Annotated in this window: 18 protein-coding genes and 1 pseudogene; 11 read left to right on the top strand and 8 right to left on the bottom strand. The window is 58.1% G+C overall.

Translation table 11 applies throughout. The annotated features are described in order from the left end of the window. Nucleotides 1–98 precede the first annotated feature (98 nt). Complete coding sequence (locus D3Z90_RS23495) at nucleotides 99–1,592, bottom strand: CoA-acylating methylmalonate-semialdehyde dehydrogenase (RefSeq protein ID WP_136478273.1); 1,494 nt, start codon at nucleotides 1,590–1,592, stop codon at nucleotides 99–101. A 73-nt stretch (nucleotides 1,593–1,665) separates the two neighbouring features. Then, on the bottom strand, nucleotides 1,666–3,012 hold the full coding sequence (locus D3Z90_RS23500) for an aspartate aminotransferase family protein (protein ID WP_136478274.1): 1,347 nt from the start codon (nucleotides 3,010–3,012) through the stop codon (nucleotides 1,666–1,668). Between the two features lie 118 nt (nucleotides 3,013–3,130). Between D3Z90_RS23500 and D3Z90_RS23505 the strand changes: the two genes are divergently transcribed. From D3Z90_RS23505 to D3Z90_RS23520, 4 genes are all read left to right on the top strand, one after another. Next, complete coding sequence (locus D3Z90_RS23505; protein ID WP_136478275.1) at nucleotides 3,131–4,048, top strand: LysR family transcriptional regulator; 918 nt, start codon at nucleotides 3,131–3,133, stop codon at nucleotides 4,046–4,048. A gap of 62 nt (nucleotides 4,049–4,110) precedes the next feature. Beyond that, a complete protein-coding gene (locus tag D3Z90_RS23510) occupies nucleotides 4,111–4,773 on the top strand; it encodes a TetR/AcrR family transcriptional regulator (protein WP_136478276.1) in 663 nt (220 codons plus the stop codon). A 10-nt stretch (nucleotides 4,774–4,783) separates the two neighbouring features. Further along, nucleotides 4,784–5,368 carry a YigZ family protein gene (locus D3Z90_RS23515; RefSeq protein ID WP_136478277.1) on the top strand — a complete coding sequence of 195 codons (585 nt, stop codon included), beginning with the start codon at nucleotides 4,784–4,786 and terminating at the stop codon, nucleotides 5,366–5,368. A 333-nt stretch (nucleotides 5,369–5,701) separates the two neighbouring features. Next, on the top strand, nucleotides 5,702–6,382 hold the full coding sequence (locus D3Z90_RS23520) for an SDR family oxidoreductase (RefSeq protein ID WP_136478278.1): 681 nt from the start codon (nucleotides 5,702–5,704) through the stop codon (nucleotides 6,380–6,382). A 9-nt stretch (nucleotides 6,383–6,391) separates the two neighbouring features. On the opposite strand, the gene D3Z90_RS23525 is transcribed toward D3Z90_RS23520, so the two are convergent. Then, nucleotides 6,392–7,471: a calcium:proton antiporter gene (locus D3Z90_RS23525; RefSeq protein WP_136478279.1), complete on the bottom strand. Its 1,080-nt coding sequence runs from the start codon at nucleotides 7,469–7,471 to the stop codon at nucleotides 6,392–6,394. A 147-nt stretch (nucleotides 7,472–7,618) separates the two neighbouring features. Here D3Z90_RS23525 and D3Z90_RS23530 point away from each other — a divergent pair, with 147 nt between their 5' ends. Next, nucleotides 7,619–8,572 carry an adenosine deaminase gene (locus D3Z90_RS23530; RefSeq protein ID WP_136478280.1) on the top strand — a complete coding sequence of 318 codons (954 nt, stop codon included), beginning with the start codon at nucleotides 7,619–7,621 and terminating at the stop codon, nucleotides 8,570–8,572. Between the two features lie 56 nt (nucleotides 8,573–8,628). Here the strand turns inward: D3Z90_RS23530 and D3Z90_RS23535 are convergent, their stop codons facing one another. Beyond that, on the bottom strand, nucleotides 8,629–9,342 hold the full coding sequence (locus D3Z90_RS23535; RefSeq protein ID WP_136478281.1) for a helix-turn-helix transcriptional regulator: 714 nt from the start codon (nucleotides 9,340–9,342) through the stop codon (nucleotides 8,629–8,631). 464 nt (nucleotides 9,343–9,806) lie between these two features. After that, nucleotides 9,807–10,736, bottom strand: a complete 930-nt coding sequence (locus D3Z90_RS23540; protein ID WP_136478282.1) for a LysR family transcriptional regulator — start codon at nucleotides 10,734–10,736, stop codon at nucleotides 9,807–9,809. Between the two features lie 119 nt (nucleotides 10,737–10,855). On the opposite strand from D3Z90_RS23540, the gene D3Z90_RS23545 reads away from it, so the two are divergent. Both D3Z90_RS23545 and D3Z90_RS26890 read left to right on the top strand, forming a co-directional pair. Further along, the gene (locus tag D3Z90_RS23545) at nucleotides 10,856–11,869 is read left to right on the top strand and encodes a zinc-binding alcohol dehydrogenase family protein (RefSeq protein ID WP_136478283.1); all 1,014 of its coding nucleotides are present in this window, start codon (nucleotides 10,856–10,858) and stop codon (nucleotides 11,867–11,869) included. Between the two features lie 123 nt (nucleotides 11,870–11,992). After that, on the top strand, nucleotides 11,993–12,157 hold the full coding sequence (locus tag D3Z90_RS26890; RefSeq protein WP_168198498.1) for a hypothetical protein: 165 nt from the start codon (nucleotides 11,993–11,995) through the stop codon (nucleotides 12,155–12,157). On the opposite strand, the gene D3Z90_RS23550 is transcribed toward D3Z90_RS26890, so the two are convergent. Together D3Z90_RS23550 and D3Z90_RS23555 are read right to left on the bottom strand one after the other, a co-directional pair. Then, complete coding sequence (locus tag D3Z90_RS23550; RefSeq protein WP_136478284.1) at nucleotides 12,141–13,322, bottom strand: multidrug effflux MFS transporter; 1,182 nt, start codon at nucleotides 13,320–13,322, stop codon at nucleotides 12,141–12,143. The two genes, D3Z90_RS26890 and D3Z90_RS23550, sit on opposite strands and share 17 nt — an antisense overlap. A 116-nt stretch (nucleotides 13,323–13,438) precedes the next feature. Continuing rightward, entirely contained in the window at nucleotides 13,439–13,636 is a 198-nt protein-coding gene (locus D3Z90_RS23555; RefSeq protein WP_136478285.1) for a heavy-metal-associated domain-containing protein, read from the bottom strand. 147 nt (nucleotides 13,637–13,783) lie between these two features. Between D3Z90_RS23555 and D3Z90_RS23560 the strand changes: the two genes are divergently transcribed. The 3 genes from D3Z90_RS23560 to cueR are packed head-to-tail and all read left to right on the top strand — an operon-like array spanning nucleotide 13,784 to nucleotide 17,024. Next, entirely contained in the window at nucleotides 13,784–14,170 is a 387-nt protein-coding gene (locus tag D3Z90_RS23560) for a hypothetical protein (protein ID WP_136478286.1), read from the top strand. A 50-nt stretch (nucleotides 14,171–14,220) separates the two neighbouring features. Further along, complete coding sequence (locus D3Z90_RS23565; protein ID WP_136478287.1) at nucleotides 14,221–16,623, top strand: heavy metal translocating P-type ATPase; 2,403 nt, start codon at nucleotides 14,221–14,223, stop codon at nucleotides 16,621–16,623. Then, nucleotides 16,620–17,024, top strand: coding sequence for a Cu(I)-responsive transcriptional regulator (gene cueR / locus D3Z90_RS23570; protein WP_136478288.1), 405 nt, complete (start codon nucleotides 16,620–16,622; stop codon nucleotides 17,022–17,024). The genes D3Z90_RS23565 and cueR overlap by 4 nt, the downstream gene beginning before the upstream one ends. 4 nt (nucleotides 17,025–17,028) lie before the next feature. Here cueR and D3Z90_RS23575 read toward each other — a convergent pair whose 3' ends face one another. Further along, a complete protein-coding gene (locus D3Z90_RS23575; protein WP_136478289.1) occupies nucleotides 17,029–17,922 on the bottom strand; it encodes a PA4780 family RIO1-like protein kinase in 894 nt (297 codons plus the stop codon). Nucleotides 17,923–18,201: 279 nt separating this feature from the next. Here D3Z90_RS23575 and D3Z90_RS27475 point away from each other — a divergent pair. Continuing rightward, nucleotides 18,202–19,290, top strand: a pseudogene (locus D3Z90_RS27475) (cache domain-containing protein); the annotation flags it as partial. Nucleotides 19,291–19,376: the final 86 nt, after the last annotated feature.

The following is a 19,376-nucleotide window of genomic DNA, read 5'->3' on the forward strand; positions in this document are numbered from 1 at the left end:
TTTCAAGAGGAGCATTTCGGCTATAAGAAGCAAGCTGCAAGCTTCAAGAACAAACGCGAACGCCGCGCCCCTCTTGCAGCTTGCAGCTTGTTGCCCTCTTACAGACTTGGGAAGGCGAACTGCGAGGCTTCGTGGCTGGCGCGTTGCGGCCAGCGCTGGGTGATTGCCTTGCGACGGGTGTAGAAACGCACGCCGTCCGGACCGTATGCATGCAGGTCACCGAACAGAGAACGCTTCCAGCCGCCGAAGCTGTGGTAAGCCACTGGCACTGGCAGCGGGACGTTGACGCCAACCATGCCCACTTCGATTTCGTCGCAGAACAAGCGCGCCGCTTCACCGTCACGGGTGAAGATACAGGTACCGTTGCCGTACTCGTGTTCGTTGATCAGGCGCATCGCCTCTTCTAGGCTATCTACACGCACTACGCACAGTACTGGGCCGAAGATCTCTTCCTTATAGATGCGCATCTCTGTTGTCACGCGATCGAACAGCGTGCCGCCCAGGAAGTAACCATCTTCATTACCAGCAACCCGGTAACCACGACCGTCCACTACCAATTGAGCACCTGCGGCTACGCCGTCATCGATGTAGCCGACAACTTTGTCACGAGCAGCGGCAGTAACCAGAGGCCCCATATCCAGGCCACAGGTAGTGCCAGCACCAATTTTCAGCGCTTTGATCTGTGGCTCCAGCTTGGCAATCAACGCGTCGGCAACCTGGTCACCTACGCAAACTGCAACGGAGATCGCCATGCAGCGCTCGCCGCACGAACCATAAGCAGCCCCCATCAGCGCACTTACGGCGTTATCCAGGTCGGCATCTGGCATCAGTACCGCGTGGTTTTTCGCCCCACCCAGTGCCTGAACGCGCTTGCCGCGCTTGGTGCCTTCGGAATAGATGTACTCGGCAATCGGAGTTGAACCAACGAAACTCAGGGCCTTGACCTCTGGCGCCTCGATCAGTGCGTCCACCGCTTCCTTGTCACCGTGCACCACGTTGAGCACGCCCTTGGGCAGACCCGCTTCTTGCAGCAGTTGGGCGATCAACAAGGTCGAGCTCGGATCGCGCTCGGATGGCTTGAGAATGAAGCAGTTGCCACACGCAATGGCCAACGGGTACATCCACAGGGGCACCATGGCCGGGAAGTTGAATGGGGTAATACCGGCGACAACACCCAGCGGCTGGAAATCGGACCACGCATCGATATTTGGGCCGACGTTGCGGCTGTACTCGCCTTTGAGCACTTCTGGCGCGGCACAGGCGAATTCGACGTTTTCAATACCGCGCTTGAGCTCACCTGCAGCATCTTCGATTGTTTTGCCGTGCTCTTCGCTAATCAGCTGAGAGATACGCGCTTCGTTCTGCTCCAGCAGTTGCTTGAAACGGAACATTACTTGAGCGCGCTTGGCAGGTGGGGTGTTGCGCCAGGCCGGGAAAGCGGCTTTGGCAGCGTCGATAGCCTGCTGCACAGTTTGCTTGCTGGCCAGAGCGACCTTGTGGATAACCTCACCAGTGGCTGGGTTGAAAACATCAGCGGTGCGCTCGTTAGCAGCTACCAACTCGCCATTGATCAAATGTTGAACAGTGCTCATGCAAAACTCCAAAAAGGGGGCGTGCCTGGACGCGAGCTCGCTCGCGTCCTCTTCTTATATATAGGTATGTAGATCAGCTGACTTGGTTGATCGCTTCGCCGACTGCATCGAACAGGCGGTCCAGTTCTTCCGGCTTGCTGTTGAAGGTCGGGCCAAACTGCAGGGTATCGCCACCAAAGCGCACGTAGAACCCGGCTTGCCACAGCTTCATGGCAATTTCGTAAGGGCGCACGATGGCGTCTCCGTCACGGGCAGCAATCTGAATAGCACCTGCTAGGCCGTAGTTACGGATATCGACGATATGCTTCGCACCCTTGATGCCGTGCAGTACTTTCTCAAAATGTGGCGACAGCTCGGCGGCCGACTGCACCAGGTTTTCTTTTTCCAGCAGGTCCAGGGCAGCGAGACCGGCCGCACAGGCAACTGGATGCGCCGAGTAGGTATAGCCATGTGGGAATTCCACAGCGTATTCCGGAGTCGGCTGGTTCATGAAGGTCTGGTAAATCTCGCTGCTGGCAATCACCGCGCCCATTGGAATGGCGCCGTTGGTGACTTGCTTGGCGATGCACATCAGGTCTGGAGTCACGCCGAACGCTTCGGCGCCAGTCATGGCACCCATACGGCCAAAACCGGTAATAACTTCGTCGAAGATCAGCAGGATGTTGTGCTGATCGCAAATTTCGCGCAGACGCTTCAGGTAGCCTTTTGGTGGCGGCAGTACACCTGCGGAACCTGCGAGCGGCTCGACGATCAGCGCAGCGATGTTCGAAGCATCGTGCAGCTCGATCAGCTTGAGCATCTCATCGGCCAGGGCGATACCACCCTCCTCCGGCATACCCTTGGTGAAAGCGTTGCTTGCCAACAGGGTGTGCGGGATATGGTCGACATCCAGCAACTGACCGAACAGCTTACGGTTACCGTTGACACCACCCAGGCTGGTACCGGCGATGTTCACACCGTGATAGCCACGGGCACGACCGATCAGCTTGGTCTTGGTAGCCTGGCCTTTCAGACGCCAGTAGGCACGAACCATCTTCACTGCGGTGTCGGCGCACTCGGAGCCGGAGTTGGTATAGAAGACGTGATTGAGGTTGCCCGGAACCAGGTCAGCGATTTTCTCGGCCAACTGAAACGACAATGGGTGGCCGAACTGGAAAGCTGGCGCGTAATCGAGCACGCCGAGCTGACGCGACACGGCTTCTTGAATTTGTTTACGGGTGTGACCGGCGCCGCAGGTCCACAGGCCTGACAGTGCGTCGTAGATCTTGCGACCTTTGTCATCGGTCAGGTAACTGCCTTCGGCAGCAACGATCAGCCGTGGATCGCGCTGAAAATTGCGGTTGGCAGTGTAGGGCATCCAATGGGCGTCCAGCTTGAGCTGGCTGGCCAAACCGACAGGAGCATTTTCAGGCAGATTCATCGGGCAAATCCTCGCAAGGCAATTGAGCAGCGACAAGTGTTGTTGCGACTAAGTTGTCATGACGATAAAGTCTAGAAAACCCAACATTTCTAATCTTCAGATAGACGATTACTAAACTATGAGCCGACGCCCCGATCCCCTCGCTCAAGTCAGCGATTTCGACATCCGCTTGTTGAAGATCTACCGCAGTGTGGTGGAGTGCGGCGGCTTCTCAGCAGCAGAGAACGTGTTGGGCATCGGGCGTTCGGCTATCAGCCAGCAGATGAGCGATCTAGAGCAGCGCCTGGGCCTGCGTTTGTGTCAACGCGGCCGCGCCGGGTTTTCGTTGACCGAGGAAGGCCGCGAAGTTTATCAGTCGGCATTGCAACTACTCAGCGCTCTGGAGAGCTTTCGTACCGAAGTCAACGGCCTGCACCAGCACTTGCGCGGCGAATTGAACATTGGTCTAACCGACAATCTGGTGACCTTGCCGCACATGCGCATTACTCACGCACTGGCGCAGTTGAAAGAACGTGGCCCGGATGTCCGTATCCAGATCCGCATGATTGCACCGAGCCAGGTAGAACAAGGTGTGCTCGACGGCAGCTTGCATGTCGGCGTGGTGCCACAAACCAGCCCGCTCTCGGGCCTTGAGTATCAACCGCTGTACAGTGAGCGTTCCTTGCTCTATTGCGCAGTAGGTCACCCATTGTTCTACGCCGATGATCGCCAATTGGACGACGATCGGCTCAATGTGCAAGATGCCATTGCCCCGACATTCCGTTTGCCAGCCGATGTCCAGGCGCATTACCAGGCACTCCACTGCACCGCCAGCGCATCGGACCGTGAAGGCATGGCGTTCCTGATTCTGACCGGAAGCTACATTGGCTACCTGCCAGATCATTACGCCAGCTTCTGGGTACAACAGGGCAGATTGCGCGCACTCAAGCCAAGCCAGCGTTTCTATGACTTGAGCCTATGTTGGGTAACACGCAAAGGAAGAAGACCGCACTTGGTTCTGGAAAGCTTCCTGGAAAGCCTGGCGGCTACTCGCTGAGCGCTAATGCTGGTAGGTTAACCGAACAGAAGTGATACCCATTGCCTTGTCTGGAACCGTCCATGTCCTTCGAAGTCCCTGCGCATCGTGCCACCGCCCCGGGCAAGCCCGCCGGGCGTATTCGTCAGAAGAACGAACAAGCCATCATCCAGGCCGCTGAAGACGAGTTCGCGCGTCACGGCTTCAAAGGCACCAGCATGAACACCATCGCCCTCAAGGCCGGATTGCCAAAGGCGAACCTGCATTACTACTTCACCAATAAGCTGAGCCTCTACGTAGCGGTGCTGAGCAACATCATCGAATTGTGGGACAGTACCTTCAATGCCCTGAGCGTCGAGGACGATCCAGCAACGGCGCTGAGCACCTACATTCGCACCAAGATGGAGTTCTCTCGACGCAATCCCCAGGCTTCGCGGATCTTTGCTATGGAGATAATCAGTGGCGGCAAGTGCCTGAGCGACTATTTCAGCCAGGACTACCGTGAATGGTTCAAAGGTCGCGCCGCGGTGTTCCAAGCCTGGATAGATGCCGGAAAGATGGACCCGGTCGACCCGGTTCATTTGATCTTTCTGCTTTGGGGCAGTACCCAGCATTATGCTGACTTCGCTACCCAGATCTGCCAGGTCACGGGCCGTAGCCGCCTCACCAAACAAGATATGGAAGATGCCAGCAACAATCTTATCCACATCATTCTTAAAGGCTGCGGCCTGAAACTTCCCGACTGAACCTGCGTTTATGCCTTTTACCCTGCTCGACACCTGCGAGTTTCGCGAAGAGATTCGCAAGAGCCGCTTCATTACCCTGGCAGCGCCCATCAGCAGCCCTGCCGAGGCCATGGCTTTCATCGACCAACACAGCGATCTGGATGCCACTCACAACTGCTGGGCCTGGAAGCTGGGTGCTCAGTATCGCAGCAGCGACGACGGCGAGCCGGGCGGTACCGCCGGACGCCCGATTCTGGCGGCCATCGAAGCCCAGGAATGTGATCAGGTGGTAGTACTGGTGATCCGCTGGTACGGCGGTATCCAACTGGGAACGGGCGGCCTTGCTCGCGCCTATGGCGGCGGCGCAAACAAGTGCCTGCAGCAAGCCGAGAAACGCCTGCTGGTAAGCCGTAGCGAAGTCAGTTGCAGTTGCAGTTTCAGTGAGCTGGCGCTGCTCAAACTGCGGGTAGCCGAAGCAGACGGTCTGGTACTGGAAGAGCACTTCACAGCCAATGGCGTGGATCTGCTGCTGGCCCTGGGCGAGGAACACATCGAATCACTGCAACGCCAACTGGCAGACTTGAGCCGAGGACGAATATTGCTGGAAAAACGCTGAACAATTGCCCACATTCACTGTGGGCCCGGCTGTGGATAAGCTCTGGGCACTCGGCTGCGTGCCTTTATCGGCGTGGCCTTCAGGCAATCGATCATATTTTGATCAAGATTTGATGACAGCACTTCAACCGTCGATAAATCAGTTAGTTATCCACATGTATCCCTCACAAAACTCGCCTTCAAGTATTCATCCCCGCACTTTATGCTTGCTCACAGATACTGTGGAGCAAGCTGTGGATAAGCCGTGCACCCCTGCACCAATCGCTTGCTCGGCCAAGGCTTGGCTAGACTGGTTATTCTTTGACCACTGCGTTACCCATTAAAGGAGTTCTTCATGTCCTCGCAAAAAACCGCCCTAATCATCGGCGCCTCCCGCGGCCTGGGCCTAGGCTTGGTAGAACGTTTGCTGGAAGACGGCTGGGACGTGGTCGCCACTGTGCGCGACCGCACCAAAGCCGGCAGCCTGACAGCGTTGGCAAATGTTCGGGTAGAAACCCTGGAGATGAACAGCGGTACTCAACTCGATGCGCTGCAGCAACGTCTACACGGTCAAACCTTCGACCTGCTGTTCGTAAATGCGGGTGTCATGGGCCCACGCGATCAGAACGCCGAGCACGCGCAGTTGGCTGATGTAGGCGATCTGTTCATGACCAACGCTGTGTCCCCCATCCGCGTGGCCCAGCGCTTCGTCGCCCAACTGAGCGACAGCGGCGTCCTCGCGTTCATGAGCTCGATCCTGGGCAGCATCGCCATCCCGGATGGCAGCGAAATGTGTCTGTACAAGGCCAGCAAGGCTGCACTCAACTCGATGATCAACAGCTTCGTTACCTTGAACCAACCACAGCAGACCGTTCTGGCCATGCACCCAGGCTGGGTCAAGACCGACATGGGCGGTGAGAACGCCGAGATCGACGTGCTGACCAGCACACGCGGCATGCTCGAGCAGGTCAAGGCCAACGCAGGCAAAGGCGGCCTGCATTTCATCAATTACAAGGGCGACAGCCTGATCTGGTGAGCCAGTACTTCAGAGCCCGAGAAAAGCCAGCATGATAAAGGTGGCGAACAACACGAAGTGGGTCATGCCTTCGATCGCGTTAGTTTCGCCATCGTTGAGGTTGATTGCACTGACGATCAGGGTGATGGCGATCATTACCGTTTGTACCGGTGTCATGGCCATCTGAAAGGGCTGGCCGGTGTAAAGCGCCATCGCTTCCATCAGCGGGACGGTCAATATCACCGTGGACAGGGAAGCACCCAAGGCGATGTTGACCACCGACTGCATACGATTGGCCAAGGCTGCACGCAAGGCGGTCAGGATCTCCGGTGCCGCAGAAATGGTTGCCACCACAATAGCCATTAACACCGGCGGTGCGCCGCTACCCTCCAAACCATAGTTCAGCGGATGCGACATGATTTCCGCGAGCACGCCAATAATCATCACCCCGACGATCAGGATGACGATAGAGCGCACCTTATTTACGGGAGCCTGCGATGTGTCCCGGCGCTTTTTTTGTGGATAGCTGTAGCTGAAAAAATAGCTGTGCGGCCCGACCTGCATGCGCAGGAACAATGCGTACAGCACCATCATCGCGGCAATGGTGAACCCCGAATACAGCTTCCAGTCCTCGCGCGCAATAAATTCGGGCACCACCATCGAGACGCCCATGGCAGTCATGATCATCACGCTGTAGGTACGCGCCGAATCATCGTTGTACGACTGCTCGCCGTGCTTGAGCCCTCCCATCAACGCCGCCAACCCGAGGATGCCATTAATATCGAGCATCACCGCCGAGTAGATGGTATCGCGCACCAAGGTTGGCGAAGACTGGTTACTCATCATGATCGCCAAAACCAGCACTTCGACCATTACCGCAGATAAGGTCAGAATCATGGTTCCGTAGGGGTCACCGACCTTCTCGGCCAATTGTTCGGCGTGCTGGGCCACGCGCATCGACGCACAGATGATCGCCACCACCAGCACCAGCCCCGCCAGCAGAGCAGCCGTGTGACCATGCCCCAGCAACTGTGACTGCAGCGGCCAGGCCAGAACCGCCAACAGCATGGCAATCAGCAGGGGTTTTTCCTGGTTTATCAAGGCAAGCATCGCAAACCCGTTCAAGTGGTGTACAGCAAAGAGACTCTAGTCACTCTAGAAGGTTTGCGACAAACACCCCTGCGGTCAGCTTTCTCGGCCAGGGGCAGGCAACCTCTGTAGAATGCGGGCAACCGCACCTGATGAGATACCGACTTTATGTACGACTGGCTTAATGCGCTGCCCAAGGCAGAATTGCACCTGCACCTGGAAGGATCGCTGGAGCCCGAGTTGCTATTCGCCCTGGCCGAGCGCAACAAAATTGCCCTGCCGTGGAACGATGTCGAAGCCCTGCGTGCAGCCTATGCGTTCAACAACCTGCAGGAGTTTCTCGACCTCTACTACCAGGGCGCCGATGTACTGCGCACCGAGCAGGACTTCTACGACCTGACCTGGGCATACCTGCTGCGCTGCAAAGCGCAAAATGTGGTTCACACCGAACCATTCTTCGATCCGCAAACCCATACTGATCGTGGTATTCCATTCGAAGTGGTACTCAGGGGCATCAGCCAGGCACTCAAGGATGGCCAGCAGCAACTGGACATCAGCAGCGGCCTGATCCTAAGCTTCTTGCGCCACCTGAGCGAAGAAGAGGCACATAAGACTCTCGACCAAGCACTGCCGTTTCGCGATGCCTTTATCGCCGTCGGCCTGGACAGCTCGGAAATGGGTCACCCGCCGAGCAAGTTCCAACGAGTATTCGATCGTGCCCGCAGCGAAGGCTTCCTGACGGTTGCACACGCAGGAGAAGAAGGACCACCTGAATACATCTGGGAAGCCATCGACCTGCTCAAGATCCAGCGTATCGACCATGGTGTACGCGCCATCGAAGACGAGCGCCTGATGCAGCGCATCATCGACGAGCAGATCCCGCTGACCGTATGCCCGCTCTCCAACACCAAGCTTTGTGTGTTTGATCATATGAGCCAGCACAACATTCTCGACATGCTCGAGCGCGGCGTGAAGGTCACCGTGAACTCGGACGATCCAGCGTACTTCGGTGGTTATGTCACCGAAAACTTCCATACGTTGCATACTCATCTGGGCATGACCCAGGATCAGGCCCAACGCTTGGCGCAGAACAGCCTGGATGCACGCCTGCTTCGCCCTTGAGTGATTAGAGACAGCACCGATGAGCCCACTCCGATCAGGAGCGGGCTTATCGCGTGCTAACTTGCTGACTGCAGAATCACCGGTTGGGCAATTCGGTTGATCTGACGCAATCCCGCCGAGCTGATCTGCAATCGGCGGGAAGTCTCACTCTCGCGGATCCACCCAGATTGCATGAACAGCTTCAGCAGGCTGGTACCCAACGCACCGCCCAGATGTGGACGATGGTCACTCCATTCACTGCAGCAGCGGCAACTGCTGAAGCCCCTGTGTTGGTAACGCGCCAGCGCCTCGATAAAAATGCCATGACGGGCAAATTGAGTACGCCCCTCAGAGGTGACTTCGATTTGCTGCTCCGCGCCCTCCAGCCACCCAGCATCGAAAAATCGCTGATACAAGTCCGCAGCAAGCTCTCCGCCTAGGTGATCACCACACAGGCGCGCTCTACGCATGGACTGTGGAATACCAACGTCCTCTCTCCCTGCGGCCTGCTCGCGACTGGTGACCTGAACACTGGCCAATGCTTCCACCGCCGCGCCAACTTCAGGCCCGGCGAGTCTGAAGTAGCGCTTTCGTCCGCGCGGCTCGAGCTTGAGCAATCCGCTGGCCGAGAGTCTTGCCAGGTGTGCGCAGGCGGAGGAAGGCGTCAGGCCAGTCAAGTCGGCCAGTTCATCGGCAGGCCGTGCCATGCCGTCGATCAGCGCCCATAACATTGCGCTGCGCTTGGGATCTGCAAGCAGGCTGGCAATCTGGCTAATACTTGTTGCTTTCATATCTCAACTCCCTGCGAGATCACATCTGAAATCGTTTGAACAACCATGTCAGCAGCATTTACTGCGAGGTTTCCGATGCCAGACCGGCTAGAAGTTGTAACGTTGACTCACCGGCAAATTGCCAGGATGTTTATCAGGCAAAGTAAAATTAACGGCGGCACTTTCCGGCCGATGACATGGAAGCTTCTCTCGCTGGAAACGACTGCTGCATCTATTATAAGCCGCATCAGGGAAACAATTTCCGGGCCATCGCGCGGACAAACGGGTAAAGGCTCCATCCTCTGCCCAACCATAAGCATCGACAAGCATGAGCACTTATAGAAAACTTCAGATACATTTGTTGTAAAACCGCACCCCATACCCGTTCGTTTAAACTTGATAACTATTGATCAAAAAAAAATAATATTTAATGCCTACAACTCATCTACCAAAGAACTACAAATAAGCCAGAAAATTCTGTAAACCTAAAAATTCGCTAACTCATCTGCATCCTTAAGTTGTTCGAGCAGAATCTGGCACCGCTCCCGCAGCAGGTTACGCAGCAATTGCACCGGCTTGCCCAATTGCGCTCGGTGCGTGCACATAAGGTTCAAGGGCGCCGACTCACCTTCCAGCTGTCCCATCAGCACCTTCAAGCGCCCAGCCTGAACGTCGAACGCCACGTCCAACCAGGACTTGTAGGCGATTCCAAGGCCTGCCAGTGCCCAACGACGAACGACATCGGCGTCGTCACAAAACCGGTCCCCAGTGACAATCACCCCCACCTCGTTTGCGCCCCGACCAAACCGCCAATGGTCATGAATGCGGCTACCCAGCTGATAAAGCAGGCAGTTGTGCTGGGCAAGTTGAGCAATATCCTGCGGTTCACCGTGAACCGCCAGGTACGCGGGCGAGGCACAGAGCACTCGTCGGTTGTCAGGGCACAGGGGCAGTGCCACCAGACTGGAATCTTCCGGCGTACCATAGCGCAAGGCGATATCCGCCGCCTGGCGAAACAGATCGGCGTTGCGGTCGCCCAGCAGCAGGCGTACCGATAACTTCGGGTGTTGGCGCTGCAATTCATCAAGCCAGGGCAGCAGCACATTACGTCCAAAGTCCGATGGTGCAGAGAGTTGCAACACACCACTGACATCGTCCTGCCCTCGCGCCAGCAAACGCCGCCCTTCTTCCAGGCTGGCCAGTGCATTGCGCGCATGCAGCAAAAAAACTTCGCCTTCGGCTGTCAGGCGCAAGTTACGCGTCGAGCGTGCGAGCAGTCGGGCACCCAATTGTTGCTCCAGGCGTTTGAGCGCAGCACTGGCTACCGCTGGGGACAGGTCCAACAACCGAGCCGCAGCTGACAGGCTACCCAGCTGCACGGTGCGAACGAACAGTTGCAGGTCATCGAATCGCACAGCAAGGCCTCGCTATTATCAAAAATTTATTGAAAGTATCTGTCGTTCTAGCGGGTTTTAACATGAAGTGAAAGCGTCAATCATGGCCACCAAGGATTTCCCTTCTGAGGACGCTACAGATGAAAGCCGTTGCCTATTACCAGTCCCTGGACATCAGCCACCCGGACTCCCTGCAAGACATCGAGCTGCCCGAACCCGAGCCGGGACCACGGGACTTGCTCGTGGAAGTACGAGCCATTTCGGTCAATCCGGTGGACACCAAGGTGCGCCAGAATGCCCAGCCAGAACCAGGTGTTGCCAAAGTACTGGGCTGGGACGTAGCGGGCGTGGTCAAGGCGGTAGGCAGTGATGTCAGCCTGTTCCAGCCTGGGGATAAGGTTTTTTACGCAGGTTCCATCGCTCGCGCCGGGGCCAACAGCGAACTGCATGTCGTCGATGAGCGCATCGTTGGCCATATGCCCAAGACGTTGGGCTTCGCAGAAGCGGCAGCCCTGCCACTGACGGCGATCACAGCATGGGAGTTGTTGTTTGAGCGCCTGCAGATTCCAGAAGGAAAAGATGACCTCGGCCAGCGCCTGTTGATCGTAGGTGCAGCAGGTGGCGTGGGCTCGATTTTGACTCAACTTGCGAGTCAATTGACCGGCCTGACCGTCATCGGTAGCGCCTCTCGTCCCCAGACCCAGGACTGGGTACGTCAGCTGGGTGCCGACCAGGTGGTTGACCACAGCCAACCGCTTGCTGCAGCACTCAAGGCCGAAGGTATCGAATTCGTAACCCACGTTGCCAGCCTCACCCAGACCGACCAGCATCTGGCGCAATTGGTCGAAGCCCTTGCCCCTCAAGGAAGACTTGCGCTGATCGATGACCCCAAGCAAATAGACATCGGCCTGCTTAAACGCAAGAGCCTGTCGTTGCATTGGGAGTTCATGTACACCCGCTCGTTGTTTGAAACCGACGACATGATCGAACAACACAAACTGCTCAATCGGGTTGCCGATCTGATTGATGCCGGCACGCTCAAAACTACCTTGGGCGAGCACTACGGCAGCATCAATGCGGCCAACCTGCGTCGCGCCCACGCCCTGCTGGAAAGCGGCGCGGCAAAGGGCAAGATTGTCCTGGAAGGGTTCTGAGGCATCGCGCCCACCTCTGACTTGGGGTGGGCGACCGTCAGTCCGACAACTGATCCAAGTCATTTTCCTGCCGGCAAGCAGCGCTACAATCTTCGGGCCAACGCTCACCGCAGGTATGCCACGATGATCATTCAAGTCAGCGCATCAGCCCAAAAGCCAGGCTGCCCTTGGCAGGTTCGGCTGGACAAGCAGGTAGTGAACTTTCGTAGCGAGGCCGAAGCCCGCGCTTTCGTCAACACCTTGCAGGCCCGCCTGCAGGCCCCGCATACACTCAAACAGGTCGGCTGAGCTGCAAGCGGTAGGTAACCATCGACACCACCACTGCGCCCAGGCCGCATAGGCTTATGACCAGCGCCATGGGTACTGCGCTGCCATCGTGCAACACGCCCACCAGTGCCGCAGCACCTGCCGCGACACTGAACTGAATGCACCCGAGCAGCGCTGAAGCGCTCCCTGCCCGAGCACCTTGCCCGTTCATGGCACAGGCTGATGCATTGGGGATGATGCAACCCAGGCTGGCAATACAGACGAACAGCGGAATCAGCAGTGGCCACAACTTGGTCGGCTTCAACGCACTGATCGCAAGCAGCGTCAGGCCCGCCAGCAGATATACCCACACCGCTCGCCGGAGCAAGAAGGCCGGACCACGCTTGGCCAGCAGTCGCGCATTCACCTGGGCAACCAGAATGAAGCCGGCCGCGTTACTGCCGAACAACCAGCCGTAGTGCTCAGGTGGCACCCCATAGAGCTTGATGAAAACGAAGGGAGATCCGGCGATATAGGAAAACATCCCAGCGATGGCGATTCCGCCGGTCAAAGCGTGCCCAATGAAGACGCGGTCTTTGAGCAGCCGCCCGTACTGGCGCAAAGCGCCGGAAAGTGGCTGGCGCGGCAGATTGGCCGGCAAGCTCTCAGGCAGCCCCAGAGCAACGGCGAGGGTACACAGGGCGCTGAACAAGGTCAGCGCAACAAAGATCGACTGCCAACCATAGGCATTGACCAGCACCCCTCCCAGCATAGGGGCGAGAATGGGGGCGAGGCCCATCACCAGCACCAATTGCGAAAATACCTTGGCGGATGCCACCGCATCGCATTTGTCACTGACAATTGCCCGCGACAACACCATGCCGGCACACCCGCCCAGCGCCTGGACGAATCGGGCCGCAATCAACGTATCGAGGTTCGGGGCAAAGGCGCAGGCAATTGACGCCAGAGTGAACAGACAAACACCGACCAGCAGCGGAATACGGCGGCCAAAGCGGTCAGCCACCGGTCCATAGGCCAATTGACCGATGGACAAGCCAAGGAAGTAGGCAGCCAGGGTTGTCTGGATGTGTTTTTCGTCAGTACCGAAGGCCAGCGCCATCGCCGGAAAGCCTGGCAGGTAAAAGTCGATTGCCAGAGGCCCGAACGCACTCAAGGCGCCCAGAATCAGGATGGTTCGCAGGTTCATCGGGAATCCATAGCAGGCTAAGCAAGTCTGCTAGTCTAACCGCCCTGCCAAGGTTGCGCTGCGAAGAGTTGCACCTGCGCCGTGAAACTTTTATCCACAGCGCAGCCCTGCAACTGTCAGACGGCTTCGGCCTGATAGCCTTCTTCACGAATCAGTTGCAGGATCTGCGGCGCCTGCAACGAGCTTTGCACCTTCACCTGTTTCTGACCCAAATCGACCTCGACGATCGCCTCGGCGTCCTGAGCATGTACTGCACGGGTGACGGCTTTGACGCAATGACCGCAGGTCATTCCTTGTACATTGAACACTTGCATGGGTTCTGCCTCCTGTGGGTTTTGCCTGAGTTTCAAGCTTGCCACCAGGGTAAGGTCAAGTTCCTCTTGGTGCTGCCGGGCTGGAAATCATCGCCCGGGTCGGCCAAGCTGCGTTCCTGACGATTGAAGATGCAGGAGTTTCGTTTCATGCGCAGGGCAGCTTTGGGCCTTTTCGGCCTGCTGAATGTATTTGGCTTGTTCGCTCAAGCCAACGCGGCAGGGCCAGCCGACTACAGCATTCTGATCATTTCCCGCGAACGCCTGGAGGTGGCAACCTCATGCGAGATTGGCGTGTATATCAACGATCAATTGGCCGGACGCGTCTTCCAGGAGCAATCGACCTCATTCAATCTGCCCCCAGGTGAAATCGATGTGCGCCTGCGCTACTTGCCTGGGCATGTACCAGGCTGCCAGCCGGGCATGGAGAACCAGCGTTCGAGCCGATTGAAGCTGGTGGCCGGTCAGATCAATAAATACCGGGTTGCAGCCGATCAGAATGGACTCACATTGATAAGAGCTGGCTTGGGGTATTGACCTTACCAGCGTGGAAAGGTTGAAGCTGTGGCCAACCCAGGAGGATTGCCATGTCTGCATCTACCACATTCGATCTGCCCATTTCCGGAATGACCTGTGCCAGCTGTGCTGGCAGGGTCGAGCGAGCGCTGCGCAAAGTCAGTGGCGCCGAAACGGTCAGCGTCAACCTCGCCACCGAACAGGCGCGAATTCAAGCATCCGCCGATAGCCTGCCGGCCCTTGTCGAAGCGGTCGAACAAGCCGGCTACCACGTGCCAAGCCAAACCCTTGAGCTGCAGATTGGCGGTATGACCTGCGCATCTTGCGCCGGCAGGGTGGAACGCGCGTTGGCCAAGATACCCGGTGTGCAACACGTCAGCGTCAATCTGGCCAGTGAGCGCGCCCATGTGCAGGTGCTCGGCCAGATCAATAACGCGGTACTGATCGACGCGGTTGTCCATGCCGGTTACACCGCCAGCTTGCCGCAAAGCCCGAAGGCGAACCAGGTCGATGCCGAGCGGCGCCTGCGCAAGGAGCGCTGGTTGGTGGCCTTGGCCGTCATACTGGCACTGCCATTGGTGCTGCCCATGGTGCTACAGCCGTTCGGCATTCACTGGATGCTGCCGGCGTGGGCCCAATTCGTTCTGGCGACCCCGGTGCAATTCATTCTGGGTGCGCGTTTCTATGTGGCGGCCTGGAAAGCGGTACGTGCCGGCGCCGGTAACATGGACTTGCTGGTCGCCATCGGGACCAGCGCTGGGTATGGCTTGAGTATCTATGAGTGGGCCCAGGCAAGCCCCGGTGTCATGCCGCACTTGTATTTTGAAGCTTCGGCCGTGGTCATTGCCCTGATTCTGCTCGGCAAGTACCTGGAAAGCCGTGCCAAGCGCCAGACAGCCAGCGCTATTCGTGCCCTCGAAGCCTTGCGGCCGGAACGCGCCCTGCTGCTGGTCGATGGCCAGGAACGCGATGTGGCGATCAGCGAACTGCGTGTTGGCGATACCGTTGTGGTCAAGCCCGGCGAACGCTTCCCGGTGGACGGTGAAGTCAGCGAAGGCCAAAGCCATGCTGACGAAGCGCTGATCAGCGGTGAAAGCCTGCCAGTGCCCAAACAACCGGGCGACAAGGTCACCGGCGGGGCGATCAACGGCGAAGGCCGCCTGCTGGTGCGCACCCAGGCCCTGGGCACCGAAACGGTACTGGCACGCATCATTCGCCTGGTAGAAGACGCCCAGGCAGCCAAGGCCCCCATTCAGAAGCTGGTGGACCGCGTCAGCCAGGTGTTCGTGCCAGCCGTGCTGGTGCTGGCGCTGATTACCCTGGTTGGCTGGTGGCTAGCCGGTGCGCCGATTGAAACAGCCTTGATCAACGCGGTCGCTGTATTGGTGATTGCTTGCCCATGTGCGCTTGGCCTGGCAACGCCTACGGCGATCATGGCTGGCACAGGGGTCGCTGCGCGTCACGGTATTCTGATCAAGGACGCCGAAGCGCTGGAGCGAGCCCATGCGGTCAACCGCGTGGTATTCGACAAGACCGGTACTCTGACCTCTGGCAGCCCACGGATCGTCCACAGCCAGGCTGCGGTCGGCGAACCGGCTGATTTGCTGCAACTTGCCGGTGCCCTGCAACGCGGTAGCGAACACCCTTTGGCCAAAGCCGTGCTCGACGCTTGTGAAGAACAGGGTTTACCGGTCGCGGACATCAGCAACAGCCAGTCCCTGACCGGGCGTGGCATCGCCGGCAGCCTGGACGGCCGTGACCTGGCCCTCGGCAACCGGCGCATGCTCGATGAAAGCGGTCTGCAAGCGGGTGACTTGCAAGCCAGCGCCACAGCCTGGGAGGCCGAAGGCCGCACCTTGTCCTGGTTGATCGAGCGTAGTCCGCAGGTGCGCGTATTGGGGCTGTTTGCCTTCGGTGACAGCCTCAAGCCAGGTGCCGGGCAAGCGGTGCAGAAGCTCGCCGATCAAGGCATCAGCAGTCACCTGCTCACCGGCGATAACCGTGGCAGCGCCAACGTCGTCGCCCAGGCATTGGGCATTACCGACGTACACGCCGAGGTGCTACCAGGAGACAAAGCGGCAAAAGTTGCCGAGCTCAAGCAGTCAGGCGTTGTGGCAATGGTGGGTGACGGTATCAACGACGCCCCCGCACTGGCGGCAGCCGATATCGGCATCGCCATGGGCGGTGGCACTGACGTGGCCATGCAAGCCGCGGGCATCACCCTGATGCGCGGTGATCCACGCCTGGTGCCGGCAGCATTGGAAATCAGCCGCAAAACCTATGCGAAGATTCGGCAGAACTTGTTCTGGGCATTCATCTACAACCTCATTGGCATTCCACTGGCCGCCTTCGGCATGCTCAACCCGGTGCTAGCTGGCGCCGCGATGGCCTTGTCGAGTGTCAGCGTGGTCAGCAACGCGCTGCTATTGAAAACCTGGAAGCCTGAAACCCCATCACAGGACGACGTGCAATGAACATCGGTCAAGCCGCCCGGCGCTCCGGACTGAGCGCCAAGATGATCCGCTACTACGAGTCGATTGGTTTGCTCAAGCCGGCGGTGCGCAGCGACAGTGGCTATCGCTTGTACCAGCAGGAAGACTTGCACCAACTGGCGTTCATCAAGCGTTCGAGAGATCTGGGGTTTTCACTGGAAGAAGTCGCCCGCCTGCTGACCCTGTGGCAGGACCGCCAGCGCGCCAGTGCCGACGTCAAGGCCCTGGCCAGCCAACACATCGATGATCTGAACCGACGCATCGAAGAACTGGTAAGCCTGCGCGATACCTTGAGCGAGCTGGTCACTCATTGCCACGGCGACGATCGCCCGGACTGCCCGATCCTCAAGGATCTGGCAGCCGGGGGCAGTTGCTGTCACTGACGCACTACTGCATCCAGGGCGGGGCTGGTTCCTCGTCCTTGCTCGAACCCCGCTCGGCGTCCTCTCTGATGGCACGCCGACGGGCCTCATCGAAGCGCGCTGCGTCAATCTCGCGCATAACTCCTTTGACATCAGCCGTGTGCTCGTCCAGCGCGAACTGCCCCGTAAGCTCGCTCTCCGGCAACAAGTCACCAGACTGGTACAGGGCCCACATTTCATGGGCATATCGGGTTTTCCGGAGTTCCGGGGCAAAGCGCCCGAAGTACGCCGCCATGTTGCCGACATCACGCTCCAGCATGCTGAATGCGTGGTTGTTACCCGCCGCATCCACCGCTTGTGGCAAGTCGATGATCACCGGCCCTTCCGGCCCCAGCAGCACGTTGAACTCCGACAAGTCGCCATGCACGAGGCCCGCACATAGCATCAGCACGATCTGACGAATCACGAAAGCGTGATATTCGCGCGCTTGATCCGGCTCCAGGTACACATCGTTGAGCCGAGGAGCGGCATCACCATGTTCGTCGGCCACCAGCTCCATCAGCAGTACACCGTCGAGAAAGTCGTAGGGGCGCGGCACCCGCACACCCGCATTGGCGAGTCGGAACAGAGCAGCCACCTCGGCGTTCTGCCAGGCGTCCTCAGCCTCCTTGCGTCCGTACTTGGAGCCTTTGGCCATGGCTCGGGCCTGACGGCTGTTGCGTACTTTACGCCCTTCCTGATACTCGGCCGCCTGACGGAAGCTGCGCTTGTTCGCCTCTTTGTAGACCTTGGCACAGCGCAATTCCTTTCCGCAGCGCACCACGTACACGGCGGCCTCCTTGCCACTCATCAGCGGTCGGAGTACCTCATCGACCAGTCCATCTTCAACCAGTGGTTCAATGCGTTTTGGAGTCTTCATCGGCTTTTGTCGGGGGTCCTGTTCTGCCAGACACGTAATTTTTTGTAGGTTACCGGTACTGCACCGGCTTTTCGCTGTTTCAAGACCGCACAGCGTTGTAACGGCAATCCGTCTGACTTGCCATTCTTTTTATGGGCACTGACGAGGGAGTAGTCATTTCCGACGTTAGTTCCCAATGAATACCGGACTTTAACCGAGGTCGGACTTTATTTCTGAAACAAATGGCCGATGCAGTCTGAAGCAGCCTCGTGTGTTTACAAGAAAAATTCTGGAGCGCGGATGAACATCAAACAAAAACTGACATGGGCCTTTGCCGTTATCGCCGGTTTGCCTGTCATCCTGGTCGCCACGCTGGTCGTCCTCAATTTACGCAGTGAGGCCAAAGAAGGTTTCGTTGATGGCAGTAATCGCGAAATTCGCCAAGTGGCCAACGCCATGCAGCTGTTCTTCGAGGGCATCAGTCAGAACGTCGACTATCTGGCCGCTCAGCCGTTGATCAGCGCCAGCGGCAACGACGTCAAGAAGCATATGAGCGCCGATGCTGCGCAGATTGTTCAGAGCGAGCAAGACCAAAAGCTCTTCAATATGTTTGCAAGCCTGGCGGCCAGCCATCCGGCCTATGCCTATGTGTCCTACGGACTGAGTGACGGTGGTTATGCCTTCTGGCCGGGCGATCCAAAGATGGCCAACTATGACCCGCGCCAACGCCCTTGGTATCAGGCCGCAATGGCCAGTCCGGGCAAGACCCTGCGCACCGACGCGTACTACTGGGCCAGTGACGACGCGGTGCTGGTCAGCACCGTGCGCGCCGTCGCCAACCAGCTTGGCAATCCAGGCGGGGTGGTCAACATCGACGTGTCGCTCAAGCAACTGACCGAAATCATCAAGCAGATCAAACTGGGTGAGAGTGGCTACCTGATGCTGCTCGAAGATAACGGCAACGTACTGGTCGACCCCCGCGCCCCCGCACACAACTTCAAAAACCTGGCCACCCTCGGCGATGGCTACGCGCAGCTGGCCAAGGCCGGTAAAGGGCTGGTCGAGGTCGAACTCGACGGTGAGCGCTACATGGCCAATGTCTGGCCCTCGGAGCAGTTGGGCTGGAACTTCATCGGTCTGATACGTCACGACGAAGTCATGCAGGGCGCTACTCAACTGACCTGGATTGTATCGATCATCGCCCTGGTGCTGGCGGGTGTGTTCGCACTGGTTGGCGCCACCTTCGCCAAACTGATCGTGCGACCGATCCACAGTGTTACCAATGGCCTGGAAGGCATCGCCCAAGGCGAAGGTGATCTGACCCGTAGCCTCGAGGTTCGCGGGCGCGACGAAACCGCGCAATTGGCCAGTTGGTTCAACCAGTTCCTGGCAGCCATCCGCAACCTGATTCAGAGCATCGGTCAGGCCGCCAGTAAAATCCTTGCGACCTCCAGCAGCTCCACTCAGGTTTCCCA

Origin of the sequence: Pseudomonas sp. DG56-2, assembly GCF_004803755.1 — a bacterium.
Classification (GTDB): Bacteria; Pseudomonadota; Gammaproteobacteria; order Pseudomonadales; family Pseudomonadaceae; genus Aquipseudomonas; species Aquipseudomonas auratipiscis.